Origin of the sequence: Burkholderia pyrrocinia, from assembly GCF_001028665.1 — a bacterium.
Taxonomy (GTDB): Bacteria; Pseudomonadota; Gammaproteobacteria; order Burkholderiales; family Burkholderiaceae; genus Burkholderia; species Burkholderia pyrrocinia.
In genome coordinates, this window is record NZ_CP011503.1 from 535,980 (window position 1) to 559,484 (window position 23,505).

Below are 23,505 nucleotides of genomic sequence, written 5' to 3' on the forward strand. Positions count from 1 at the left end.
TTTCCCTTTCAACGCCCGCTGGAGTCTGCTGCCATGCCCTTGAACGATTACCCGATCGACTCGCTGATGTACATCACGAACCGCCCCGACATCGTGTTTACGCACGGCAAGGGTTCGTGGCTCTACGATCACACGGGCAAGCGCTATCTGGACTTCATCCAGGGCTGGGCCGTCAACAGCCTCGGCCACTGCAACGACGGCGTCGTCGAAGCGCTGAAGAAGCAGGCGGAAACGCTGCTGAACCCGTCGCCGGCGTTCTACAACGAACCGATGGCGAAACTCGCGGCCCTGCTCACGCAGCACAGCGTGTTCGACAAGGTGTTCTTCACGAACAGCGGCGCCGAGGCGAACGAAGGCGCGATCAAGCTCGCGCGCAAGTGGGGCCGCAAGTTCCGCAACGGCGCGTACGAGATCATCACGTTCGACCACAGCTTCCACGGCCGCACGCTCGCGACGATGTCGGCCAGCGGCAAGCCGGGCTGGGACACGATCTACGCGCCGCAGGTGCCGGGTTTCCCGAAGGCCGAGCTGAACAACATCAACTCGGTCGAGAAGCTGATCACCGACAAGACCGTCGCCGTGATGCTCGAACCGATCCAGGGCGAAGGCGGCGTGATCCCGGCAACGCGCGAGTTCATGCGCGAACTGCGCGCGCTGACGAAGCAGCACAACCTGCTGCTGATCGTCGACGAAGTGCAGAGCGGCTGCGGCCGCGCGGGTACGCTGTTCGCGTACGAGCTCGCCGACATCGAGCCGGACATCATGACGCTCGGCAAGGGCATCGGCAGCGGCGTGCCGCTCGCGGCGCTGCTGTCGAAGGCCGACGTCGCGGTGTTCGAGGCCGGCGACCAGGGCGGCACGTACAACGGCAACCCGCTGATGACGGCGGCCGGCTATTCGGTGATCTCGCAGCTCGTCGCGCCCGGCTTCCTCGAAGGCGTGCGTGCACGCGGCGAATACCTGAAGCGCAAGCTGCTCGAGCTGTCGGAAGAACGCGGCTTCGAAGGCGAACGCGGAGAAGGCCTGCTGCGTGCGCTGCTGCTCGGCAAGGACATCGGCCCGCAGATCGTCGAGAAGGCGCGCGACATGCAGCCCGACGGCCTGCTGCTGAACGCCGCGCGGCCGAACCTGCTGCGCTTCATGCCCGCGCTGAACGTGACGACCGAAGAGATCGACCAGATGATGGCGATGCTGCGGTCGATCCTCGACACGCTCTAAGGAAACCGCCGAGATGGATGCCGCCGCCGATGCTGTCGCTATCCGCCCGTTCGAACGCGCCGACACCGATGCCGTGCTCGCGGTATGGCGCGACGCGTTCCCGCAGTACGACGAAGCCGGTGCGCCGCCGCACCGCGATCCGCTGCGATCGATCGAGCTGAAGCTCGCGACGCAGCCGGAACTGTTCTTCGTCGCGACCAGCGGTGCGCGCGTCGTCGGCACGTTGATGGCGGGTTTCGACGGACATCGCGGCTGGCTCTACTCGTTCGGCGTCGCGAGCGACGCGCGACGGCTCGGCGTCGGCCGCGCGCTGATCGCACACGCGGAAAGCGCGCTCGCCGCGCGCGGCTGCCTGAAGATCAACCTGCAGGTGCTGCCCGGCAACGACGACGCGTGCCGCTTCTATGCGGCGCTCGGCTACCGCGTCGAGGAGCGCATCTCGTTCGGCAAGACGCTGCCGGCCGCGTGATGCAGCCGGCGGCGGCAGCCCGTATCAGCGCGTGATCGGCCCCGCGCCCGGCAGCGGATTGCCGAGCGCGTCGGTCGGCACGGCCTGCTGTTCGAACGCCGCGAAATACGCGGCCCACTGCGTATCGCTCACCCGCACGATCAGCGCGCCGTCCTGCCAGACGTCGTTGTGGTCGTTATGGTCGTCGCCTGCGCGATGCAGGTAGTTCGGGCCTGTCGAGCCCTGGTTCATGTGCGTGTCGTGAATGCCGTCGCCTTCCGCATACGTACGGCCGAACACGACGACGTCGAGGCCCTGCGACTGCGCGGCACTGACGAGCCGCAGCAGCGACGGGATCGGCTCCGGGTTCTCGGTGCCGTCCATCACCGCGCTCGCGCGCCACGCGCCGGTCTCGTTCAGGATGTCGCTGCGCAGGTAGTCGAGCGCGGGCAGCGCGGCCTGCCCCGTGAGGTCGGTGTAGCCTTCCGCCGCGGCCGCGAGCGTCTGCGTGACGGGATGGTGGAAATCGTAGACGAGCTTGTAGTTCAGCAAGTCGTCCGCATCGCTGGTGCCGACGTTGATCGCGACATCCCAGTCGCCTCCCGGCAGCGCCAGCGTCAGGTGGATGTGGTACTGGATCTCGCTGCCGTGCGGCGAGCCCTTCAGCTGCGCCACCGATGTCACCTTCGCCTTCACGAAACCGTAGTCCAGACTCATGCGTATTCTCCGTGTCCCGATGGGTCGTCGATGCTACGCGGCCCGTGTGTCGGTTTGCGGGCGACCGGCATCGGGCGACCGGCTGCGGGCGACCGGCTGCGGGCGACCGGCTGCGGGCGACCGGCTGCGGGCGACCGGCGGCGGGCGACCGACCCTGTCGTTTCCCGCGCCCTATGCGCAGCACAACAGTCGAATGGAGTCACCTCCGCGCGCACAGTTCGATCCGAGTCGCACGACACGAAAAAAAAGCTGTCACGGTATCCCGTGACAGCCTTTCGAAAGCCCTGGCTCGACGCACGCGGCATCTGCCGCCGCGCATCACCGGGCCCGCTCATTCATCCGCTTACTCACCCAGATACGCTGCACGTACCTTCGGATCGTCGAGCATATGCTTCGCGTCGCCTTCCATCGTGACCATGCCCGAATCCATCACGTAGGCACGGTCGGCCGCCTGCAGCGCAAGGCGCGCGTTCTGCTCGACGAGCAGCACCGTGATGCCCTCCTTCGAGATCTCGCGCACCACTTCGAAGATCTTCTCGACCATGATCGGCGACAGCCCCATCGACGGCTCGTCGAGCAGCAGCAGCTTCGGCTTCGAGAGAATCGCGCGCGACATCGCCAGCATCTGCTGCTCGCCGCCCGACAGCGTGCCCGCGAGCTGCGTCGCCCGCTCCTTCAGGCGCGGGAAGAAGCCGAACATCCGGTCGACGTCCTTCTTGATCTGCTCGGTGTCGTTGCGCAGGTACGCGCCCATCTGCATGTTCTCGACGATCGACATCCGCGCGAAGATCCCGCGGCCTTCCGGCACCATCGCGAGGCCGCGCTTGAGCAGTTCGTGCGCCGGGATGCCCTTGATCGACTTGCCGTCGTACTCGATGTCGCCCGCCGAATACGGCTTGAGACCCGTGATCGCCTTCATCGTCGTGGTCTTGCCTGCGCCGTTCGCGCCGATCAGCGTCACGAGCTCGCCCTGACGGACTTCCATGTCAACGCCCTTGACGGCCTGGATGCCGCCGTAGTTGACCTGCAAGCCCTTGATTTTCAACATTGCCGCTGCCATCAGTGCACCCCTGCGCCGAGATATGCCTCAATCACCTTCGGATTCTTCTGCACGTCCTGCGGCAGACCCTCGGCGATCACCTTGCCGTAATCGAGCACCGTCATCCGGTTGCACAGCCCCATCACGAGCTTCACGTCGTGCTCGATCAGGAGAATCGTGCGGCCGTCCGAGCGGATCTTGTCGAGCAGGCGCGTGAGTTCGACCTTCTCGGTCGCGTTCATCCCGGCCGCCGGCTCGTCGAGCGCGAGCAGCTTCGGGTCGGTCGCAAGGGCCCGCGCGATCTCGAGACGGCGCTGGTGGCCGTACGACAGGTTGCGCGACGTGTAGTCGGCGTATTGCAGCACGCCCACGTATTCGAGCAGCTCGATCGCGCGTTCCTTGATCTCGCGCTCTTCCTGGCGTTCGGCCGGCGTCTGGAACACCGCGCCGAGCAGACCGTGCTTGGTCCGCACGTGGCGGCCCACCATCACGTTCTCGAGGGCCGTCATCCCGCCGAACAGGCGAATGTTCTGGAACGTGCGCGCGATGCCGGCCTTCGCCACCTGGTGCACGGCCGTCGGCGTGTAGTTCTGGCCGTCCAGCTTGAAGTCGCCGGAGTCCGGCGTGTAGAGGCCCGTGATCACGTTGAAGAACGTCGTCTTGCCGGCGCCGTTCGGGCCGATCAGACCGTAGATCTCGCCTTCCTTGATCTGCAGGCCGACGTCGGACAGTGCCTGCAGGCCGCCGAAACGTTTGTTCACGCCCTGCACGGACAGTCGGATTTGCTTGTCGCTCATGTGGATATCCCCTTGTCCGTTCGTTACGCGCGCAACGGCTTCTTGCTGGCGCGCTTCGCCAGTTTCGCGATCTTGTCCTCATGCTTCGGCGCGGGCCACAGGCCTTCCGAGCGGTACAGCATGATGATCACCATCGCGAGGCCGTACAGCGCCTGGCGGATCACTTCCGTATCGACGATGTCATGACCGAACAGCGCATGCTGCAGCGGGCTCATCGTCGAGCGCAGGAATTCCGGGAAGATCGCGAGCAGCACCGCACCCAGGATCACGCCCGGGATGTGGCCCATGCCGCCGAGCACCACGCACGCCAGCACGACGATCGATTCCCAGAACGTGAACGATTCCGGCGACACGAAGCCCTGGAACGAACCGAACATCGCGCCCGACAGGCCGCCGAACGATGCGCCCATCGCAAACGCGAGCAGCTTCACGTTGCGGGTGTTGATGCCCATCGCCTTCGCCGCGATCTCGTCCTCGCGGATTGCCGCCCATGCGCGGCCGATACGCGAGTGCTGCAGGCGCGTACACGTCCAGATCACCAGCAGCGAGCACAGCACGAACAGGTAGTAGTACATGTAGACCGACGGCAGCTGGAGGCCGAACAGCGAGTGCGTCTGCGACAGGTTGAAGCCGCCGACGTGCACCGGATCGATGCCCGTGATCCCCTTCGGGCCGTTGGTGATGTTCACCGGACGGTCGAGGTTGTTCATGAAGATCCGGACGATTTCACCGAAGCCCAGCGTGACGATCGCCAAGTAGTCGCCGCGCAGTCGCAGCGTCGGCGCGCCGAGCAGGATCCCGAAGGTCGCCGCCAGCGCCATCGCGATCGGCACGATGATCAGGAACGGGATATGCAACCCGCCGGGCGCGAGGGCCGCGATCCACTCGAACTGCGAGGTCAGGTGCGGCGAAGACAGCAGCGCCGCCGTGTACGCGCCCACCGCGTAGAACGCGATGTAGCCGAGGTCGAGCAGGCCGGCGAAGCCGACCACCACGTTCAGGCCGAGCGCGAGCATCACGTACAGCATCGCGAAGTCGAGCACGCGGACCCAGTAGTTGCCGCCGGCCGAGCCGATGATGATCGGCGCGGCGATCACGAACGCAGCGGTCAGGATGCCGATGACGACGGTCTTGGTGGTGTTGCGCTCTTCGACGAGCGACGTCGAGGATTCGATCGGTTGAATGGATGTCATGTTGTTTGCTCCCTTCCGTTACGCGCGATCCGCGACACGTTCGCCCAGCAGGCCCGACGGACGGAACACCAGCACGATGATCAGCACGATGAAGGCGAACACGTCCTGGTAGTTACTGCCGAATACGCCACCCGTGAGGTTGCCGATGTAGCCGGCACCGAGCTGCTCGATCAGGCCGAGCAGCACGCCGCCGACCATCGCACCGCCGAGGTTGCCGATCCCGCCGAGCACCGCCGCCGTGAACGCCTTCATGCCGGGGATGAAGCCCATGTAGAAGTGCACGTTGCCGTATTCGGACGCGATCATCACGCCGGCCAGCGCGGCCAGCGCGGAGCCGATCATGAACGTCGCGGAAATCACGAAGTTCGGGTTCACGCCCATCAGGCTCGCGGTGTTCGGGCTTTCGGCGATCGCACGCATCGCGCGGCCGAGCTTGGTCTTGTGCACGAGCAGCAGCAGGCCGCCCATCACGATGAACGCAACGGCGATGATCACGATTTCAGTCACCGAGATCACGGCGCCGGGCGTCGTGTCGGTGGCCTTGATCACGTTGATCGGGTCGGTCGGCAGCAATTGCGGGAACGGCAGCGGGTTGCGCGACCAGATGATCATCGCAGCCGTCTGCAGCAGGATCGACACGCCGATCGCGGTGATCAGCGGCGCGAGGCGCGGCGCGCGGCGCAGCGGCCGGTATGCGACACGCTCGATCGTGAAGCCGACGAATGCACAGACGACCGCGGCAATGCCCAGGGCGATCGTCAGCGTCGCGATGTTGCCGAGTCCGGGGAAATGGTTCTGCAGCACGGTGATGGCCGACAACGCGACCATCGCGCCGATCATCAGCACGTCGCCGTGCGCGAAGTTGATGATGCCGAGAATGCCGTACACCATCGTGTAACCCAACGCGATGATGGCGTACACACTGCCGAGCACCAGCCCGTTGAGAACCTGCTGGACGAAAATATCCATTTAAAGCTCCTTGGCCCGTGCTGCCGGAGGACGTTGCGCCCCGCGGGTAAGCGAGGAATCGCGCCTTCTCGGCGACACTGCGGGTACTAGTCGATACCGGTAAGGGTGTGGATCGTCCCGGCGCGCGCCGCCCGGCCTGTACGGCCGGACCTGCCGCCGGAGCGGATACAAAAACGGCACCGCACTGTTCCGGTGCCGTCATGAGTCCCGTCGCTAAATCGTCACGACGTCGAGGACGGTGTTCGTGGCCTCCTTGAAGTCGTAGGGCAGCATGCCGAGACAGCCATCGTCCGGTTGCCCGGCATCCGTGCCTTTTCCCGTCCGGTGCGAGGCAAGCCCCGCATCCGGGCAGATCGGATTCCGTGCCGCGTCGCCTGGCAAGGCATCGCGAAAGCCGCGCCCGACATTCGTCAGGACTGCGTCGGAATCCATCGTACGAACCAGGCCGCGCGCCACGACATCACCGCTCGCGGCGACACGCTGATTCGTCGAATCGAAATGAAAGGGGGCCGGCGAGATCTCCACGCTGCCCGCATCGCCGGGCGCCATAGCCGGCATCCGTCGGTCGGCGCGCACGGTCGTTGTCGCACCGCGACCGGCGGCTTGTTGCGATACAACCTGCATGCCCGCTGCCTGATCGTTCGTCAGGCCTAGCGCGTTGATTTCCTCGATCGCCAAACGTGCCCCGTTTTCCTTGTCCTTGCCCAATTGCGCGATGCGGCACGCCGATGGCGCCGCACGACCGGTTCCGGCGACGCGCACGCCGCTGGCCGGCGGTGCCGCGAACACCGCAGCTTCCCTGCCCGCCCCGTCGTCGCTCTTTTTGCTGCAACCGGCAAGCATTGCAACCGGTGCGGCGACGGACACGGCGTAAGCCAACTTCACATGCATTGAATGGTCTCCCGCGCCTTGCCAAAACCCGATTCCAAAGCCATTCCGGCCTGAAAACGGGCGCATTGTAACTCCATTTATAGGACGCCAATAATCCTGATTCGATGGGGTTTTCCTGCATTGCAACCAATTTTGAGACACGCTCGGGAACGCGCAGAGCAACCGGGTTGCACCGAGACCGCGAATTATGGTTGCGATTGCGGTTTCGACGCACAAAAAAAAGCGCGCCTGGAGGCGCGCTTCGGTGTTCCGCGGGTGCGATGCGGCAATCAGGCAGCGGGCGGCAGGTTCAACCCGCGCGGCAGCGGAAACGACACGTTTTCCTCGATGCCGTCGAGCGCGCGGACGTTGCGCACGCCGAGCTCCCGCAGCCGCGCGATCACGGCCTGGGCGAGCACTTCGGGGGCCGACGCGCCGGCCGTCACGCCGATTCGGCGCTTGCCTGCGACCCATGCCGGATCGATCTGGTCGGGCGCATCGACCATGTACGCGTCCACACCGCGCTTCTCGGCCACTTCGCGCAGGCGGCTCGAATTCGAGCTGTTCGGGCTGCCGACAACGATCACGACATCGCACTGCGGCGCCATGAACTTCACCGCATCCTGGCGGTTCTGCGTCGCGTAGCAGATGTCCTGCTTCTTCGGCTCGCGGATCCTCGGATACTTCGCCTTCAGCGCCGCGATGATCTCGGCCGCGTCGTCGACGGACAGCGTCGTCTGCGTGACGAGCGCAATGCGCTCGGGATCGGCGAGCTCGAGCTTCTGCACGTCCTCGACGCTCTCGACGAGATGCATGCCGCGCTCGACCTGCCCCATCGTGCCTTCGACTTCCGGGTGGCCCTTGTGCCCGATCATCACGATATCGACGCCGTCCTGGCGCATCTTCGCCACCTCGACGTGCACCTTCGTGACGAGCGGACAGGTTGCGTCGTAAATGCGCAACCCGCGCACGTCGGCCTCGTCGCGCACGGCCTTCGACACGCCGTGCGCGCTGAAGATCACGGTGTTGCCGGCCGGCACTTCCTCGAGTTCCTCGACGAAGATCGCGCCTTTCTTTTTCAGATCCTCGACCACGTACTTGTTGTGGACGATTTCGTGGCGGACGTAGATCGGCGCACCGTGCATCGCGATCGCGCGCTCGACGATCTCGATCGCGCGGTCGACGCCTGCGCAGAAGCCGCGCGGCTGGGCCAGCAGGATTTCGGCATCGGCGGCGACGGTCTGCCCGGACAGCGTATCGGTGGTGCTCATGATTACAGGATTCCGATGATTTTCACTTCGAACGTGAGCGCTTGGCCCGCGAGCGGATGATTGAAGTCGAACAGCGCCGAGGTTTCGCTGACTTCCTTCAGCACCCCCGCATACCGGCCGCCGTCCGGCGCGTTGAACTCGATCAGCTCGCCCGGCGTGAAATCGTCGCCGACCATCCCGTTCTCGCGCAGCGTCGACAGCGTCACGCGCTGGAGCATGTCGGGATTCCGGGGACCGAACCCCTGTTCGGGGGTTAGCTGAAAAGTCGAGTGGTCTCCAACCCTGAGCCCGAGCAGAATCTGTTCCAGCGACGGCGCCAGTTGCCCCGCGCCGAGCAGCAGCGTGGCGGGCTTGTCGGTGAAGGTGTTGACGATGTCGGCGCCGTCGGCCAGTGCCAGCCGGTAATGCAACGTGACGTGGGAACCGGGCTTCACTTCGGATAGATCGATGAGGCTCATGAATTACTCGTTCAGTCGGCGCCCGATACGGCCGAAAGGCCCGGCGCAAAGCCAATATTGTAAGTCACCTGAGCGCGCAAGGCGGAAAGTGCGACGACGTCGCGCAGCCAGCCCGCCGCCAATGGAGTTTCGAGCATGCTGTCACCCTGCCTCGCCCTGCCGCCGGCCGAATGCCGCGACACCGCCGACGAGCCGGCCGATCCGCCCGGCCGCGTCCTCCCGATCCGCCGGCGCAAGCGCCGCCCGGGCGACTGGCGGCCCGAGCGGCCGCGCGAGCGATTGCTGGAGCGCGGCCCGGCCGCGCTGACCGACGACGAACTGATCGCGCTGCTGCTCGGCACCGGCAAGCCCGGGCACGACGTATTCGCCAGCGCCCGCGCGTTGGTCAAGCAGTTCGGAACGTTGCGCGGGCTGCTCGAGGCGACGACCGACGATTTCGAGGCGCACCCCGGCATCGGCCCCGCGCGCTCCACGCGGCTGGCCGCGGTTACCGAGATCGCGCGACGCATGCTGAAGGAGAAAGCACGCGAGCGGACGCAAATCGATTCGCCCGCCGCGGTCGAGGATTATCTGCGGCTGAAGATCGGCACGCACCCGTGCGAAGTGTTCGTCGCGGTGTACCTCGACGCCCGCAACCGTTTGATCGACACGGAGGAAATCACGCGCGGCACGCTGACGCGCATGGCCGTCTACCCGCGCGAAATCGTGCGCCGCGCGATGATGCAGAACGCCGCGGCGCTGATCGTCGCACACAACCATCCGTCGGGTGCGGTACAGCCGAGCGCGGAGGATCGCCGCCTGACCCGCGTGCTGCGCGACGCGCTCGAACTCGTCGACGTGCGGCTGCTCGATCACGTCGTCGTCGGCACCAGCGACACTTTTTCGTTCGCACGTGCCGGTTGGCTGTAGACTGTGGCGCGGCGGCCCGACCCAGGGCGCCGCAACGACGAAGCGAAATTAGGTTTGATTTTCCTGAACTTTTTCTGCTAGAATCGCCGTCTGTATTTTTTCCAACCAGTTCTAGCCATCGAAGGGCCTTGTCTGCAAGGGCTACGGCGTTCTGAGTGCAGCCATGGATCACGTGGCGGTGCGATGGAACCTTCACCGGCGATCGAACCCCGAATTTAGCGTATTAGGAGTGCTCTCATGGCACGCGTATGCCAAGTAACTGGGAAAGCGCCGATGAGCGGCAACAACGTTTCCCACGCCAACAACAAGACCAAGCGTCGCTTCCTGCCGAACCTGCAAAACCGCCGGTTCTGGGTAGAGAGCGAAAACCGCTGGGTGCGCCTGCGCGTTTCGAACGCCGGCCTGCGCCTGATCGACAAGAACGGCATCGATTCCGTGCTCGCTGACCTGCGCGCACGCGGCGAAGCCTAAGCCCAAGGAGCACAATCATGGCAAAAGGCGCCCGCGACAAGATCAAGCTTGAGTCGACCGCTGGTACGGGTCACTTCTACACGACCACGAAGAACAAGCGCAACATGCCGGAAAAGATGGCGATCAAGAAGTTCGATCCCGTCGTCCGCAAGCATGTGGAATACAAAGAAACCAAGATCAAGTAATCTCCGGTTTCTGCCAGCCTGACGGCGACCGAAAAGCCCCGCACATGCGGGGCTTTTTGTTTTGCGCGCACGCTCGTGCCCGACGCGGTATGCTCTCCCCTTTCCGCGGCCATGGCCGCCGGAACGCACAAGATCAAAAGCGTAACGATGGAGATGCAGCATGAAATTCGACGTGGCGATCGTCGGCAGCGGCCTGGCAGGGCTGTCGGTCGCGCTCAATCTGGCCAGCACGCGACGTGTCGCGCTGATCGCGAAACGTTCGATGATGGAGGGCGCAAGCGATAACGCGCAGGGCGGCATCGCGGCAGTCCTCGATTCGGCAGACAGTATCGAGAACCACGTCGACGACACGCTGGTCGCCGGTGGCGGCCTGTGCGACGAAGGCGCGACGCGCTATATCGTCGAGCACGGCCGCGAAGCGATCGAATGGCTGATCTCGCAAGGCGTGCCGTTCACGAAGGACGACGCGGCCGAACTCGGCTTCCACCTGACGCGCGAAGGCGGCCACAGCCACCGCCGGATCATCCACGCGGCCGATGCGACCGGCCATGCGGTGCTCGCGACGCTGTCGGAGCGCGCGCGCCAGCATCCGAACATCACGTTCTTCGAAAACCACCATGCGATCGACCTGATCACGTCGGACCGGCTCGGCCTGCCCGGCCGCCGCTGTCACGGCCTGTATGCGCTCGACGTCGACAACGACCGCACGATCACGATCGAGGCGCCGCATACGGTGCTCGCAACGGGCGGTGCCGGCAAGGTCTACCTGTACACGACGAATCCCGACACGGCGACCGGCGACGGCATCGCGATGGCGTGGCGCGCGGGCTGCCGCGTGTCGAACATGGAATTCATCCAGTTCCACCCGACCTGCCTGTTCCATCCGTATGCGAAATCGTTCCTGATTTCGGAGGCCGTGCGCGGCGAAGGCGGCCTGCTGAAGCTGCCCGACGGCACGCGTTTCATGCCCGCGCACGATCCGCGCGCCGAGCTTGCGCCGCGCGACATCGTCGCGCGCGCGATCGACTTCGAGATCAAGAAGCGCGGGATCGACTGCGTGTATCTCGACATCAGCCATCAGCCGGAAGCGTTCCTGCGCGAACATTTCCCGACGATCCATGCGCGCTGCCTCGAATTCGGCATCGACATCGCGAAACAGCCGATCCCCGTCGTGCCGGCCGCGCACTACACGTGCGGCGGCGTCGTGACCGATCTCGCCGGGCGCACCGATCTCGCGGGCCTGTACGCGGTCGGCGAAACGTCGTACACGGGGCTGCACGGCGCGAACCGGCTCGCCAGCAACTCGCTGCTCGAATGCCTCGTGATCGGCCGTGCAGCGGCCGAGGCGATCGAGGCAGCCGGCTTCGACGCCGAAACGCCGGCCACGCTGCCCGCATGGGATGAAAGCCGCGTGTCGGATGCGGACGAGGAAGTCGTCGTCGCGCACAACTGGGACGAGTTGCGCCGCCTGATGTGGAACTACGTCGGCATCGTGCGCACCGACAAGCGCCTCGAACGCGCGAAGCACCGGCTGTCGCTGCTGCGTGACGAGATCCACGAGTACTACGCAAACTTCCGCGTGACACGCGACCTGCTCGAACTGCGCAACCTCGTCGACGTGGCGACGCTGATCGTGAAGAGTGCGCACTCGCGCCGCGAAAGCCGCGGGCTGCACTACAGCCGCGACTGGCCCCACACGCTGCCGAAGGCGCTGCCGAGCGTACTCACGCCGCGCGCGCGTCGCTGAACGACGCACCCTTCGCGGCTGCGGCCGCACAGGAAAAAAGCCGTTGGCGTTTGCATGCCAACGGCTTTTTTGTCTGATCGCATGACGCTCGGTCAGTCGACGATTCGCATCGAATAGTCCGTCGCGCGCACGTCCTTCGTCAGCGCGCCGATCGAGATGCGATCGACGCCCGTCTCCGCGAATGCGCGCACCGTGTCGAAATTGACACCGCCCGACACCTCGAGCACGGCCTTGCCGGCCGCCACGCGCACCGCTTCACGCATCATGTCGAGCGTGAAGTTGTCGAGCAGCACCGACTGCGCGCGATGTGCGAGCGCCGTGTCGAGCTGCGCGAGCGTCTCGACTTCAACCTGCACGGGCACGCCCGAATCCAGCGCGAACGCCGCGTCGAGCGCCTCGCCGACGCCGCCCGCCGCTGCGATGTGGTTCTCCTTGATCAGGATGCCGTCGTACAGCGCGAGACGCTGGTTCTCGCCGCCGCCGACGCGCACCGCGTATTTCTGCGCGAGCCGCAGGCCCGGCAGCGTCTTGCGCGTATCGAGGATCTTCGCGCGCGTGCCTTCGACACGATCGACATAACGGCGCGTCGCGGTCGCGACGCCCGACAGCAGTTGCAGGAAGTTCAGCCCGTTGCGCTCGGCCGTCAACAGCGCGCGCGCCGGCCCTTCGAGCTCGCAGACGGTCGAATCGGGCGCCATCCGGTCGCCTTCGCGGTAGCGCCATTGCACGGTGATCGCCGGATCGATCCGGTCGATCACGGCCTCGAACCATGGCACGCCGCACAGCACGGCTTCCTCGCGCACGATGATGCGCGCACGGCGACGCCCGCCGGCCGGCACGAGCCGCCCGGTCTGGTCGCCGGTGCCGACGTCTTCCGCAATCGCATCGGCAACGTTGCGCGCAATCGCGTCGTCGAATGCCGCGCCGTATTGCTCGCGAACGATGTCGTAAAGCGGGGATACGGCACCGGTCATGCAGCCCCCACGTTCGCAAACAGTTGCTGGTCGCGCTGCAGATCGCCACTCGCCTGCACGCGCTTCTTGTGCGCGGCCGCGAAATCGAGCATCCGGTCGATCGGCAGGCGCGCCCGCTCGCCGATCGCGGGATCGACGAAGATCTCGTTGTGACCGCGTTCGAGCACGTCGGCGAGGTTCGCAAGGCCGTTCATCGCCATCCACGGGCAGTGCGCGCAGCTCTTGCAGGTCGCGCTGTTGCCGGCCGTCGGCGCTGCGATGAAGGTCTTGCCGGGTGCCGCGAGCTGCATCTTGTGCAGGATGCCCAGATCTGTCGCAACGATGAAGCGCGTCGCGTCGAACTTGACGGCCGCGTCGATCAGTTGCGTGGTCGAGCCGACGACATCGGCCTGCGCAACGACGTTTTCCGGCGATTCTGGATGGACGAGCACCTTCGCGTCCGGGTATTCGGCGCGCAGCAGGTCGAGCTCGATCCCCTTGAATTCGTCGTGTACGAGGCACGAACCCTGCCACAGCAGCATGTCCGCGCCGGTTTTCTTCTGGATATAACTGCCGAGATGGCGATCGGGCGCCCAGATGATCTTCTCGCCGCGCGCGTGCAGGTCGGCCACGATCTCGAGGCCGATCGACGACGTGACCATCCAGTCCGCGCGCGCCTTCACGGCCGCGCTGGTGTTCGCGTAGACGACGACGGTGCGGTCGGGATGCGCATCGCAGAACGCCGAGAATTCATCGACCGGACAGCCGAGGTCGAGCGAACAGGTCGCATCGAGATCGGGCATCAGGATTCGTTTGTTCGGGCTCAGGATCTTCGCGGTTTCGCCCATGAAGCGTACGCCGGCGACGACCAGCGTCTGCGCGTCGTGATCGCGGCCGAAGCGGGCCATTTCGAGCGAGTCGGCAACGCAGCCGCCGGTTTCGTCGGCGAGTTCCTGCAGTTCCGCATCCACGTAGTAGTGCGCGACCAGCACGGCCTTTTCACGCACGAGCAGCGCCTTGATGCGCGCCTTCAGCGCAGCGCGCTCCTCGGGGGACGGTGCATCGGGCACCTTGGCCCATGCCTGTCCCACGCCGCACACGGTCCCTGCTGCGACGGGCCGGTCGTACTCGACGGGTTTGATCGTCGATTGCATCTCCATATCTCCTGTCGACCAGAGTTGGCGCTTTGGCGCTTACTTTGGTCCCATGCTTCGCGGTCGACCAGAGTTAGCGCTTTAACGCTTACTCTGGTCCCATGATTCACGGTCAACCAGAATCAGCGCTTCAACACTACTCCGATCCCATCCTCTACGCTCGCCCCGGGGCACCATTGCGCCGCTGCCCCAAGCCTCATACAAATTCGAGCCGTGCCGATCGCTTCCGTCAAAAACCGGCCGCCCAAATGAAAAAACCCCGCCAACGCGGGGTTTTTGACGTCCTGAGATTCTAATCGATTTCGAATCAGGCGTAGCGACGCAGGCGCATCGCAAATTCCTGCAGTGCCTTGATGCCGCTTTGTTCCGCGCGATGGCACCAATCCTGCAATTGCGCGAGAAGCTGTTCGCGCGACGCGGTCGAACGATCCCAGATCGCGGCGAGATCCTGGCGCAACTGGAAGTACGTATGCAGCTTCTGGCTGTTCGCGAAGATTTCCGGCAGCAGCTTCTTCTGCGGCTCGTCGAGGCCGTCGGCGTCCTTGTGGAACCACTTGCGCGCGCCGCGCATCAACTGGTACTTCTCGCTCGAACCGAGCTCCTTCAGGTGCGCGAGCTCCTGGCGGTACGCACGCTTCACGGCCTTGCCGTAGCGCGCCATCACTTCGTAGCGGTTCGACAGCACGGCCTGCAGCGTTTCCTGGTCGAGCACCATCTTCGGCTTGTTCAGGCGCGGCGTCGGCGCGACCTTCTTCACCTTCGCGAGACCGAATGCCGACATGATGCGGATGTACATCCAGCCGATGTCGAACTCGTACCACTTGTTCGACAGCTTCGCCGACGTCGCGAACGTGTGGTGGTTGTTGTGCAGTTCTTCGCCGCCAATCACGATGCCCCACGGGAACAGGTTCGTGCTCGCATCGGCCGAGTTGAAGTTGCGGTAGCCCCAGAAGTGGCCGAAGCCGTTGACGACGCCCGCCGCCCAGAACGGAATCCAGACCATCTGCACGGCCCACACGGTCAGGCCGAGCACGCCGAACAGCGCGACGTCGATCACCATCATCAGGCTGATGCCGAGGATCGGGTACTTCGAATAGAGATTGCGTTCGATCCAGTCGTTCGGCGTGCCGTGGCTGAACTTGCGCATCGTCTCTTCATTCTTCGCTTCCGCGCGATACAGCTCGGCGCCCTCGAGGAACACCTTCCAGATGCCGCGCGTCTGCGGGCTGTGCGGATCTTCCTCGGTCTCGCACTTCGCATGGTGCTTGCGGTGAATCGCGGCCCACTGGCCGGTCAGCATGCCGGTCGTCATCCACAGCCAGACGCGGAAGAAGTGGCTCGCGATCGGATGCAGCTCCAGTGCGCGGTGCGCCTGGCAGCGATGCAGGTAGACCGTCACGCCGATGATCGTGACGTGCGTGACGGCGAGCGCGAACAGCGCGACCTGCCACCACGAAAAATGCAGGAGCCCGTGGGAAAGAAAATCGAGCAGGGAATTCAACAAGGCAGTTACCTGTGATGAGATGAGAGCGACACCGGCTCGCGCAGGCGTCAGAAAAATGAAAGCATACCGCGAATAGACTTGGATTTTACTTCAACCGTTCCAAGTCTTTGTAAAAAATGAATATTTTCTTGCCCTGGCGCAACCGGGACAGTCCATGGGCGGACTTGGAAAGGCCCGCGATCCGGTTCCGACCGCGGGGTCGATACGATTGACGCCCGACGCGCGCTACGCAGCCGGGGCGCGCCCGTCCACCGCGCCGCTGCCGGCCGCCGGATCGCGCCCGGCCGCAGCGCCCGCGCCGGCAAAACCGTCCGGCAACCCGACGACGCGCACTTCGCGCTGCGGAAACGGAATCGAAATCCCGTGCTCGCTGAACAGCCGCCAGATGTTGCGGTTCACGGTCGAACGCACGCCCGACGTGCCTTTCGCCGAATCCTCGATCCAGAAGCCGAGTTCCAGGTCGATCCCGTCCGCGCCGAAGCTCACCAGATACGGGGTCGGCGCAGGCTCCGCCAGCACGCGCGGCACGTCCTTCGCGGCGTCCGCGAGCAACGCCAGCGCGTGCTCGACGTCGCTCGTATATGCGACCTGCACCGCGACCTTCGCGTAACCGCGCGTCAGGTACGACGACTGGTTCTGCACGACGTCGGTGATCAGCTTCTCGTTCGGGATCAGCGTCTCGTTGCCGTCGAGGCCGCGCACGACCGTGTAGCGCGTGCGGATCTGCGTGACGACACCCTGCAGCCCGCCGACGCTGATTGCGTCGCCGAGCCGCAGCGACCGGTCGAGCAGGATGATGAAGCCCGACACGTAGTTGCTCGCGACCTTCTGCAGCCCGAAGCCCAGGCCGACGCCGACCGCGCCGCCGAACACGCCGAGCACCGTCACGTCGATGCCGACGAGCGACAGCCCGATCAGGATCGCCGCGAACACGAGCAGCGCGCGGCCGACCCGCGACAGCACGACCTTCAGGTTCGCGTCGAGCGTGCTTGCGCGCGTGAGGCGATCCTCGAGCACCGAGCCGAGCCACATCGCGACCATCAGCGTCACGCAGACCCACAGCGCGCCGGAGATCAGCGACAGCAGCGTGAGGTGCGCATTGGCGACGCGGAACTGCACGCTGTCGAGCCAGCCGAGCACGTCGCGCTGGATGCCGAGCACGGTCAGCACCATCGCGGCCCACACGGCGGTCGACACGATCTTCTCGACGATCGACAGCCACGCATGCGTGTGGCCGTCGCGCGCAAACACGCGCCGCGCGAAGAAGAACAGCACGTAGATCAGCCCGATGCCGAACAACGGCACGAGCGCGAGCGACAGCAGCGACGTGGACATGAACGGGTCGAACGCGAGCTGCGCGACGCCCACGAAGACGCCGCCGAACAACGGAAACAACGCGCGTTTCAGGCTATCCGCGCCCGCGCCGGGCGCGCGTCCGGCCGCCCGGCGGCGCGCATCGATCCGGCCGTGCACGAAGCGCGCGGCCACCCACGCGAAACACAGCGCGCCGACGAGGATCGCCGCCTGCCAGATCATCACCGGCTGGTGAAAGTCGCGAATCACCGATGCCAGCCGGTGCGAGAGCAGGCGGCTCTGCAGATTCTCCATCGTCCGTCCGGGCCGTCGTTACTGCGCGCGCCGCTCGAGCACCGCGGCGAAGAAGCCGTCGGTCGCGTGACGGTGCGGCCACAACGACAGGTAGTCGCCCGTCTCGAGTTCGATGCGCTGGTCGGCCAGCACCTTCTGCGCGGGCACCAGCACGAACTCGGGATGGTCGGCCAGGAACTGCTCGACGATGCGCTCGTTCTCGGCGTCAAGCACGCTGCAGGTCGCGTAGACGAGCCGGCCGCCCTTCTTCACGAGGCGCGCGGCGCTCGCAAGGATCGATGCCTGCTTCGGCGTCAGTTCGTCGATCGCCGTGCGCGACTGGCGCCACTTCAGGTCCGGATTGCGGCGCAGCGTACCGAGGCCGCTGCACGGCGCGTCGACCAGCACGCGGTCGATCTTGCCTGCGAGCCGCTTGATCTTCGCGTCGTGCTCGCTGTCGATCAGCACCGGGTTCACGTTCGACAGACCGCTGCGCGCAAGGCGCGGCTTCAGCTTCGCGAGACGCTTTTCCGACACGTCGAACGCATAGAGGCGCCCGGTCGAGCGCATCATCGCGCCCAGCGCGAGCGTCTTGCCGCCCGCGCCCGCGCAGAAATCGACGATCATCTCGCCGCGGCGCGGCGCGACCAGCGAGCACAGCAACTGGCTGCCCTCGTCTTGCACCTCGATCTGGCCTTCCTCGAACAGCTTCAGGCGCGTGAGCGCCGGCTTGCCGACCACCCGCACGCCGAACGGCGCGAACGGCGTCGCACCCGCATCGATACCGTTCGCGCGCAGCGCGTCGATCACCTGGTCACGGGTCGCCTTCTGCGCGTTGGCGCGCAGGTCGAGCGGCGCCGGGTAGTTCAGCGCGGCGGCGAGCTGCGCGAGCTCCTCGGCGTCGAAACGGGCCGACAGCGCCTGGTGGATCCAGTCCGGCAGGTTCGTGCGCACGCGCACGGGCAGGCTCGCCGGATCGATCTTCGACACGTGCTCGAGCCACGCGGACTCGGTGTCGGACAAAAACGGCCTCAGCGCATTGCGGCCGGCCGTCTGCATCAGGCCGAGCAGCGTGAGACGCCGCGCGGGCGTGCCCGTGCCGCTCTCGGCAAGATGCGAAAACTCCATCTTCCGGCGCAGCACCGCGAACACGGCCTCGGCGATCACGCCGCGCTCGGCATGCCCGAGCTTCGGGTGCGCGCGGAAGAACCGGCTCGTCGTCGCGTCGGCGGGGCCGGCAAACTTCAGCACCTCGGCCAGCAAAGTCTCGGTCTGGCCGATCAGGAATCCGTGCAGCTTCATACGCCCTCACTCGTTTCGGTATGCGGTTGATCCGCGAAAATCCAGCGCGCCTCTTCCGGCGCCACCACTGCCCGGCCGTTCTCGAGGCGCAAGCGCCCCTCGACGAACCAGCGCACCGCGCGCGGATACAGCACATGCTCGACCGTCAGCACGCGCCGCGCGAGCGCGACCGCGTCGTCGCCCGCGCGCACGGGCACCGCGCCCTGCGCGACGATCGCACCGCTGTCGAGCTCGGGAATCACGAAGTGCACGCTCGCGCCATGCAGCGCGACACCCGCATCCAGCGCCTGCTGGTGCGTGTGGATGCCCTTGAAGCTCGGCAGCAGCGACGGGTGAATGTTCAGCAGCCGGCCTTCGTATCGTCTGACGAATGCCGGCGTGAGGATGCGCATGAAGCCCGCGAGGATCACGAGATCGGGGGCAAAGCGGTCGATTTCGGCGGCGAGCGCCGCGTCGAAGCTGTCGCGGCCGTCGAACGACCGGTGGTCGACCACCGCGGTCGCCACCCCGTGCGACGCGGCAAAAGCCAGGCCGGCCGCATCGGGCCGGTTGGCGATCACGGCAGCGACCTCGGCCGGCCAGCGTTCCTGCGCGCACGCGCGGACGATGGCCTCCATGTTGCTGCCGCGACCGGAAATCAGGATCACGAGTTTTTTCATCCGCGAATTTTACCATTCGCCCCCGCGTTTCCCGCCTTCTCGGCCGCCGGCCCGCCCGAACGTTTATAATCTTCTGCTTTGCGGCATCCCACCGCCCATTCCCCGACGCTGCATCCGCTATCGTGAAAGTCTTCCGCGGCCTGCCCAACGCCGAGAGCCGCGCCCCGTGCGCGCTGACGATCGGCAACTTCGACGGTGTCCATCGCGGCCACCAGGCCCTGCTCGCGCGCGTGCGCGCGGCAGCGGACGCGCGCGGCCTGCCCGTGTGCGTGATGACTTTCGAACCGCACCCGCGCGAATTCTTCAACCCGGCCGGCGCGCCGCCGCGCATCGCGATGCTGCGCGACAAGCTCGAGGCGCTGCGCGAGCACGGCGTCGACCGCGTGGTCGTCGAGCACTTCAACCACACGTTTGCGAGCCAGTCGCCGCAGGCGTTCGTCGAGCGTACGCTGGTGAACGGCCTGCACACGCGCTGGATGATGGTCGGCGACGATTTCTGCTACGGCGCGAAGCGCGCGGGCACCTTCGACACGCTGAAGGCGGCCGGCGAGCAATACGGCTTCGAAGTCGAGCAGATGGGCACGGTGGCCGGCAGCGACGGCACGCGCATCTCCAGCTCGGGCGTGCGCGCCTCGCTCGCGGCCGGCGATCTCGACGCGGCCGCGCAGGCGCTCGGCCACGGCTATGCGATCAGCGGCCACGTCGCGCACGGGCTGAAGCTCGGCCGCGACCTCGGCTTCCCGACGCTGAACCTGCCGATCGCGCACAAGCGGCCGGCGCTCGCGGGCATCTTCGTCGTGCAGGTGCACGGCCTCGGCCCCGCCCCGCTGCCGGGCGTCGCGAGCCTCGGCCTGCGCCCGACCGTCGACGATTCGGGCCGCGTGCTGCTCGAAGTCCACCTGCTCGACTGGCATGGCGATGCGTACGGCAAGCTCATCCGCGTCGAATTCCTGAAGAAGCTGCGCGACGAAGCGAAATTCGACGATCTCGAGGCGCTGTCGCGCGCGATCGCACTGGACGTCGCGAATGCACGCGCGTACTTCATCGAGCGCGACCGTGCGCCGGGCAGCCGCGCAACGGGCTTCGCGACGTCGGCAACCGACCGAATTAGCTGATCCGGACGGCGGCGCCCCGCGCCGCACCCACGCGTCGCACACGCGCGCGCATACCCGATTCACGACGCACGAGCGTCCCCCGATTTGATAGCGATCCCATCATGAGCAACAAGAAAGCCGATTCGAAACCGCAGGCCAAGTATCCGGTCAACCTGCTCGACACGCCGTTCCCGATGCGCGGCGACCTGCCCAAGCGCGAGCCGCAGTGGGTCAAGGAATGGGAAGAGCGCGGCATCTACGACAAGATCCGCGCGGCCAGCCAGGGCCGGCCGAAGTTCATCCTGCACGACGGCCCGCCGTATGCGAACGGAGACATCCACCTCGGCCACGCCGTCAACAAGATCCTGAAGGACATCGTCGTCAAGTCGCGCAACATGGCCGGCTTCGACGCGCCGTACGTGCCGGGCTGGGATTGCCACGGGATGCCCATCGAGATCCAGATCGAGAAGCAGTTCGGCAAGTCGCTGCCGGCGGCCGAAGTGATGAGCAAGGCACGCGCGTACGCGACCGAGCAGATCGAGAAGCAGAAGGTCGGCTTCAAGCGCCTCGGCGTGCTCGGCGACTGGGCCAACCCGTACAAGACGATGAACTTCGTCAACGAGGCGGAAGAGCTCCGCGCGCTCGGCAAGATCATCGAGAAGGGTTATGTGTATCGCGGGCTGAAGCCGGTGAACTGGTGCTTCGACTGCGGCTCGGCGCTCGCCGAAGCGGAAGTCGAGTACAAGGACCGCACTGATCCGACGATCGACGTGATGTTCGCATTCGCGGAACCGGACAAGACCGCGCAGGCGTTCGGCCTGCCGGCACTGCCGCGCGCCGAAGGCGGCATCGTGATCTGGACCACCACGCCGTGGACGATTCCCGCGAACCAGGCGCTGAACCTCCATCCGGAAATCGTCTACGCGCTGGTCGACACCGAGCGCGGGCTGCTGATCATCGCCGAAGAGCGCGTCGCCGCGTGCATGGAAGAGTTCAAGCTGACAGGCCGCGTCGTCGCGACCACGCCGGGCGTCAAGCTCGCGAACCTGCGCTTCCACCACCCGCTCGCATCGGCCCACCCCGGCTACAAGCGCACCGCACCCGTCTACCTCGGCGACTACGTGACGACCGACACCGGTACCGGCGTCGTGCACTCGTCGCCCGCGTACGGTATCGAGGACTTCATGTCCTGCAAGGCGCACGGGATGACCGATTCGGACTTCATCAACCCGGTGATGGGCGACGGTCGTTATATCGAATCGCTGCCGCTGTTCGGCGGCCTGTCGATCTGGGATGCGAACCCGAAGATCGTCGAGGCGCTGAACGCGGCCGGCTCGCTGCTGCGCAGCGAGAAGTACACGCACAGCTACATGCACTGCTGGCGCCACAAGACGCCGATCATCTACCGCGCGACGTCGCAGTGGTTCGCCGGCATGGACGTGACGCCGCGCGACGGCAGCAAGACGCTGCGCGAAACGGCGCTCGAAGGCGTCGACGCGACCGCGTTCTACCCGTCGTGGGGCAAGCAGCGCCTGTTCAGCATGATCGCGAACCGTCCCGACTGGACGCTGTCGCGCCAGCGCCAGTGGGGTGTGCCGATGGCGTTCTTCGTGCACAAGGAAACCGGCGAGCTGCATCCGCGCACGCTCGAACTGCTCGAGGAAGTCGCGAAACGCGTCGAGCAGTCGGGCATCGAGGCCTGGCAGACGCTCGACCCGCGCGAGCTGATCGGCGACGACGCGAACCTGTACGAAAAGAACCGCGACACGCTCGACGTGTGGTTCGACTCGGGCACGACGCACTGGCACGTGCTGCGCGGCTCGCACAAGGATCAACTGCAGTTCCCGGCCGACCTGTACCTCGAAGGCTCGGACCAGCATCGCGGCTGGTTCCACTCGTCGCTGCTGACCGCGTCGATGATCGACGGCCGCGCACCGTACAAGGGCCTGCTCACGCACGGCTTCACGGTCGACGGCGAAGGCCGCAAGATGAGCAAGTCGCTCGGCAACGGTGTCGACCCGCATGAAGTCGCGAACCGCCTCGGCGCGGAAATCATCCGCCTGTGGATCGCGTCGACCGACTATTCGGGCGAGCTCGCGATCTCCGAGGAAATCCTGAAGCGCGTGACCGAAGGCTATCGCCGTATCCGCAACACGCTGCGCTTCCTGCTCGCGAACCTGTCGGACTTCGACTACGCGCAGCACGCGGTGCCGGTCGGCGAATGGCTCGAGATCGACCGTTATGCGGTCGCGTTCTCGGAGCAACTGCAGACAGAGTTGCTCGGCCACTACGAGAAATACGAATTCCACCCGGTCGTCGCGAAGCTGCAGACGTACTGCTCGGAAGATCTCGGCGGGTTCTACCTCGACGTGCTGAAGGATCGCCTGTACACGAGCGCGGCCGATTCGCGCGCACGCCGCTCCGCGCAGACGGCGCTGTACCACCTGACGCACGGCCTGCTGCGCGTGCTCGCGCCGTTCCTGTCGTTCACGGCGGAAGAAGCATGGAAGGTGTTTCAGCCGGCCAGCGACACGATCTTCACGGAAACCTACTACGCGTATCCGGAAATCGACGGCTCGGCCGCGCTGATCGAGAAGTGGGCGCTGCTGCGCGACGTCCGCGGCAACGTGACGAAGGCGCTCGAGGAAGCACGCACCGCGAACCGCATCGGTTCGTCGCTGCAGGCCGAAGTAACCGTGCACGCGAGCGGCGCGCGTTACGACGCGCTCACGAGCCTCGGCGAAGACCTGAAGTTCGTGCTGATCACGTCGGCCGCGACGGTCGTCAAGGTCGACGATGAAGCACAGGAAAGCGTCGACGTGGCCGCATCGAAGTACCAGAAGTGCGAACGCTGCTGGCACTACCGCGACGATGTCGGCGCGCACGCCGATCATCCGACGCTGTGCGGCCGCTGCTTCTCGAACCTGTTTGAGAACGGCGAAATCCGGAGCGCTGCTTAA

Annotated in this window: 23 protein-coding genes; 8 read left to right on the top strand and 15 right to left on the bottom strand. The window is 65.8% G+C overall.

The features are described from left to right. Positions 1-33: 33 nt before the first annotated feature. Positions 34-1,218 (top strand): acetylornithine transaminase, encoded by a 1,185-nt coding sequence (locus ABD05_RS02505; protein ID WP_047898812.1) that lies wholly within the window; start codon positions 34-36, stop codon positions 1,216-1,218. Between the two features lie 13 nt (positions 1,219-1,231). After that, positions 1,232-1,687, top strand: a complete 456-nt coding sequence (locus ABD05_RS02510; RefSeq protein WP_047898813.1) for a GNAT family acetyltransferase — start codon at positions 1,232-1,234, stop codon at positions 1,685-1,687. A gap of 24 nt (positions 1,688-1,711) precedes the next feature. On the opposite strand, the gene ABD05_RS02515 is transcribed toward ABD05_RS02510, so the two are convergent. The 9 genes from ABD05_RS02515 to ABD05_RS39275 form a co-directional block, all read right to left on the bottom strand. Beyond that, a complete protein-coding gene (locus tag ABD05_RS02515; protein WP_047898814.1) occupies positions 1,712-2,383 on the bottom strand; it encodes a DUF2278 family protein in 672 nt (223 codons plus the stop codon). A gap of 343 nt (positions 2,384-2,726) precedes the next feature. Further along, the gene (locus tag ABD05_RS02520) at positions 2,727-3,443 is read right to left on the bottom strand and encodes an ABC transporter ATP-binding protein (RefSeq protein ID WP_047898815.1); all 717 of its coding nucleotides are present in this window, start codon (positions 3,441-3,443) and stop codon (positions 2,727-2,729) included. After that, a complete protein-coding gene (locus tag ABD05_RS02525) occupies positions 3,443-4,219 on the bottom strand; it encodes an ABC transporter ATP-binding protein (protein ID WP_034178806.1) in 777 nt (258 codons plus the stop codon). Before ABD05_RS02525 ends, ABD05_RS02520 begins: the two co-directional genes overlap by 1 nt. 23 nt (positions 4,220-4,242) lie before the next feature. Then, the gene (locus tag ABD05_RS02530) at positions 4,243-5,412 is read right to left on the bottom strand and encodes an ABC transporter permease subunit (RefSeq protein WP_047898816.1); all 1,170 of its coding nucleotides are present in this window, start codon (positions 5,410-5,412) and stop codon (positions 4,243-4,245) included. Between the two features lie 18 nt (positions 5,413-5,430). Beyond that, complete coding sequence (locus tag ABD05_RS02535; protein ID WP_047898817.1) at positions 5,431-6,381, bottom strand: branched-chain amino acid ABC transporter permease; 951 nt, start codon at positions 6,379-6,381, stop codon at positions 5,431-5,433. Positions 6,382-6,594: 213 nt separating this feature from the next. Then, entirely contained in the window at positions 6,595-7,272 is a 678-nt protein-coding gene (locus ABD05_RS02540) for an amino acid-binding protein (protein WP_047898818.1), read from the bottom strand. Between the two features lie 269 nt (positions 7,273-7,541). Beyond that, complete coding sequence (gene ispH, locus ABD05_RS02545; protein WP_047898819.1) at positions 7,542-8,522, bottom strand: 4-hydroxy-3-methylbut-2-enyl diphosphate reductase; 981 nt, start codon at positions 8,520-8,522, stop codon at positions 7,542-7,544. Positions 8,523-8,524: 2 nt separating this feature from the next. After that, positions 8,525-8,980 carry an FKBP-type peptidyl-prolyl cis-trans isomerase gene (locus ABD05_RS02550; RefSeq protein ID WP_047898820.1) on the bottom strand — a complete coding sequence of 152 codons (456 nt, stop codon included), beginning with the start codon at positions 8,978-8,980 and terminating at the stop codon, positions 8,525-8,527. An 11-nt stretch (positions 8,981-8,991) separates the two neighbouring features. Then, complete coding sequence (locus ABD05_RS39275) at positions 8,992-9,117, bottom strand: hypothetical protein (RefSeq protein ID WP_261309824.1); 126 nt, start codon at positions 9,115-9,117, stop codon at positions 8,992-8,994. On the opposite strand from ABD05_RS39275, the gene radC reads away from it, so the two are divergent. The 4 genes from radC to nadB all read left to right on the top strand — a co-directional run bounded on the left by radC (position 9,116) and on the right by nadB (position 12,292). Further along, a complete protein-coding gene (gene radC, locus ABD05_RS02555; RefSeq protein ID WP_047898821.1) occupies positions 9,116-9,889 on the top strand; it encodes a RadC family protein in 774 nt (257 codons plus the stop codon). The genes ABD05_RS39275 and radC overlap by 2 nt on opposite strands. A gap of 237 nt (positions 9,890-10,126) precedes the next feature. Then, a complete protein-coding gene (gene rpmB, locus ABD05_RS02560) occupies positions 10,127-10,360 on the top strand; it encodes a 50S ribosomal protein L28 (RefSeq protein WP_004186391.1) in 234 nt (77 codons plus the stop codon). A gap of 17 nt (positions 10,361-10,377) precedes the next feature. Further along, the gene (rpmG, locus tag ABD05_RS02565; protein WP_006478046.1) at positions 10,378-10,545 is read left to right on the top strand and encodes a 50S ribosomal protein L33; all 168 of its coding nucleotides are present in this window, start codon (positions 10,378-10,380) and stop codon (positions 10,543-10,545) included. Positions 10,546-10,705: 160 nt separating this feature from the next. After that, positions 10,706-12,292 carry an L-aspartate oxidase gene (nadB, locus tag ABD05_RS02570; RefSeq protein WP_047898822.1) on the top strand — a complete coding sequence of 529 codons (1,587 nt, stop codon included), beginning with the start codon at positions 10,706-10,708 and terminating at the stop codon, positions 12,290-12,292. 92 nt (positions 12,293-12,384) lie between these two features. Here the strand turns inward: nadB and nadC are convergent, their stop codons facing one another. From nadC to purN, 6 genes are all read right to left on the bottom strand, one after another. After that, positions 12,385-13,266, bottom strand: a complete 882-nt coding sequence (gene nadC / locus ABD05_RS02575; protein WP_047898823.1) for a carboxylating nicotinate-nucleotide diphosphorylase — start codon at positions 13,264-13,266, stop codon at positions 12,385-12,387. Beyond that, positions 13,263-14,399 (bottom strand): quinolinate synthase NadA, encoded by a 1,137-nt coding sequence (gene nadA / locus ABD05_RS02580; protein WP_047901043.1) that lies wholly within the window; start codon positions 14,397-14,399, stop codon positions 13,263-13,265. The genes nadC and nadA overlap by 4 nt, the downstream gene beginning before the upstream one ends. Before the next feature lie 307 nt (positions 14,400-14,706). Continuing rightward, positions 14,707-15,903, bottom strand: a complete 1,197-nt coding sequence (locus ABD05_RS02585; RefSeq protein WP_047898824.1) for a DesA family fatty acid desaturase — start codon at positions 15,901-15,903, stop codon at positions 14,707-14,709. A gap of 225 nt (positions 15,904-16,128) precedes the next feature. After that, positions 16,129-17,511, bottom strand: coding sequence for a mechanosensitive ion channel family protein (locus ABD05_RS02590; RefSeq protein WP_047898825.1), 1,383 nt, complete (start codon positions 17,509-17,511; stop codon positions 16,129-16,131). Between the two features lie 18 nt (positions 17,512-17,529). Further along, positions 17,530-18,792: an RsmB/NOP family class I SAM-dependent RNA methyltransferase gene (locus ABD05_RS02595; RefSeq protein WP_047898826.1), complete on the bottom strand. Its 1,263-nt coding sequence runs from the start codon at positions 18,790-18,792 to the stop codon at positions 17,530-17,532. Beyond that, positions 18,789-19,451 carry a phosphoribosylglycinamide formyltransferase gene (gene purN, locus ABD05_RS02600; RefSeq protein WP_047898827.1) on the bottom strand — a complete coding sequence of 221 codons (663 nt, stop codon included), beginning with the start codon at positions 19,449-19,451 and terminating at the stop codon, positions 18,789-18,791. Before purN ends, ABD05_RS02595 begins: the two co-directional genes overlap by 4 nt. Before the next feature lie 122 nt (positions 19,452-19,573). On the opposite strand from purN, the gene ABD05_RS02605 reads away from it, so the two are divergent. After that, a complete protein-coding gene (locus ABD05_RS02605; RefSeq protein WP_047898828.1) occupies positions 19,574-20,566 on the top strand; it encodes a bifunctional riboflavin kinase/FAD synthetase in 993 nt (330 codons plus the stop codon). Between the two features lie 101 nt (positions 20,567-20,667). Further along, positions 20,668-23,505, top strand: a complete 2,838-nt coding sequence (gene ileS / locus ABD05_RS02610) for an isoleucine--tRNA ligase (RefSeq protein ID WP_047898829.1) — start codon at positions 20,668-20,670, stop codon at positions 23,503-23,505.

What these genes read in the sequence shown, in the direction of transcription:
- ABD05_RS02535 (WP_047898817.1), bottom strand. Translation starts at nt 6,381, where the DNA reads ATGGATATTTTCGTCCAGCAGGTTCTCAACGGGCTGGTGCTCGGCAGT.
- ABD05_RS02505 (WP_047898812.1), top strand. Translation starts at nt 34, where the DNA reads ATGCCCTTGAACGATTACCCGATCGACTCGCTGATGTACATCACGAAC.
- rpmG (WP_006478046.1), top strand. Translation starts at nt 10,378, where the DNA reads ATGGCAAAAGGCGCCCGCGACAAGATCAAGCTTGAGTCGACCGCTGGT.
- ABD05_RS02530 (WP_047898816.1), bottom strand. Translation starts at nt 5,412, where the DNA reads ATGACATCCATTCAACCGATCGAATCCTCGACGTCGCTCGTCGAAGAG.
- ABD05_RS02550 (WP_047898820.1), bottom strand. Translation starts at nt 8,980, where the DNA reads ATGAGCCTCATCGATCTATCCGAAGTGAAGCCCGGTTCCCACGTCACG.
- ABD05_RS02595 (WP_047898826.1), bottom strand. Translation starts at nt 18,792, where the DNA reads ATGAAGCTGCACGGATTCCTGATCGGCCAGACCGAGACTTTGCTGGCC.
- ileS (WP_047898829.1), top strand. Translation starts at nt 20,668, where the DNA reads ATGAGCAACAAGAAAGCCGATTCGAAACCGCAGGCCAAGTATCCGGTC.
- ABD05_RS02515 (WP_047898814.1), bottom strand. Translation starts at nt 2,383, where the DNA reads ATGAGTCTGGACTACGGTTTCGTGAAGGCGAAGGTGACATCGGTGGCG.
- nadA (WP_047901043.1), bottom strand. Translation starts at nt 14,399, where the DNA reads ATGCAATCGACGATCAAACCCGTCGAGTACGACCGGCCCGTCGCAGCA.
- ABD05_RS02540 (WP_047898818.1), bottom strand. Translation starts at nt 7,272, where the DNA reads ATGCATGTGAAGTTGGCTTACGCCGTGTCCGTCGCCGCACCGGTTGCA.
- purN (WP_047898827.1), bottom strand. Translation starts at nt 19,451, where the DNA reads ATGAAAAAACTCGTGATCCTGATTTCCGGTCGCGGCAGCAACATGGAG.
- ABD05_RS02525 (WP_034178806.1), bottom strand. Translation starts at nt 4,219, where the DNA reads ATGAGCGACAAGCAAATCCGACTGTCCGTGCAGGGCGTGAACAAACGT.
- nadC (WP_047898823.1), bottom strand. Translation starts at nt 13,266, where the DNA reads ATGACCGGTGCCGTATCCCCGCTTTACGACATCGTTCGCGAGCAATAC.
- ispH (WP_047898819.1), bottom strand. Translation starts at nt 8,522, where the DNA reads ATGAGCACCACCGATACGCTGTCCGGGCAGACCGTCGCCGCCGATGCC.
- nadB (WP_047898822.1), top strand. Translation starts at nt 10,706, where the DNA reads ATGAAATTCGACGTGGCGATCGTCGGCAGCGGCCTGGCAGGGCTGTCG.
- ABD05_RS02520 (WP_047898815.1), bottom strand. Translation starts at nt 3,443, where the DNA reads ATGGCAGCGGCAATGTTGAAAATCAAGGGCTTGCAGGTCAACTACGGC.
- rpmB (WP_004186391.1), top strand. Translation starts at nt 10,127, where the DNA reads ATGGCACGCGTATGCCAAGTAACTGGGAAAGCGCCGATGAGCGGCAAC.
- ABD05_RS02590 (WP_047898825.1), bottom strand. Translation starts at nt 17,511, where the DNA reads ATGGAGAATCTGCAGAGCCGCCTGCTCTCGCACCGGCTGGCATCGGTG.
- ABD05_RS02510 (WP_047898813.1), top strand. Translation starts at nt 1,232, where the DNA reads ATGGATGCCGCCGCCGATGCTGTCGCTATCCGCCCGTTCGAACGCGCC.
- ABD05_RS39275 (WP_261309824.1), bottom strand. Translation starts at nt 9,117, where the DNA reads ATGCTCGAAACTCCATTGGCGGCGGGCTGGCTGCGCGACGTCGTCGCA.
- radC (WP_047898821.1), top strand. Translation starts at nt 9,116, where the DNA reads ATGCTGTCACCCTGCCTCGCCCTGCCGCCGGCCGAATGCCGCGACACC.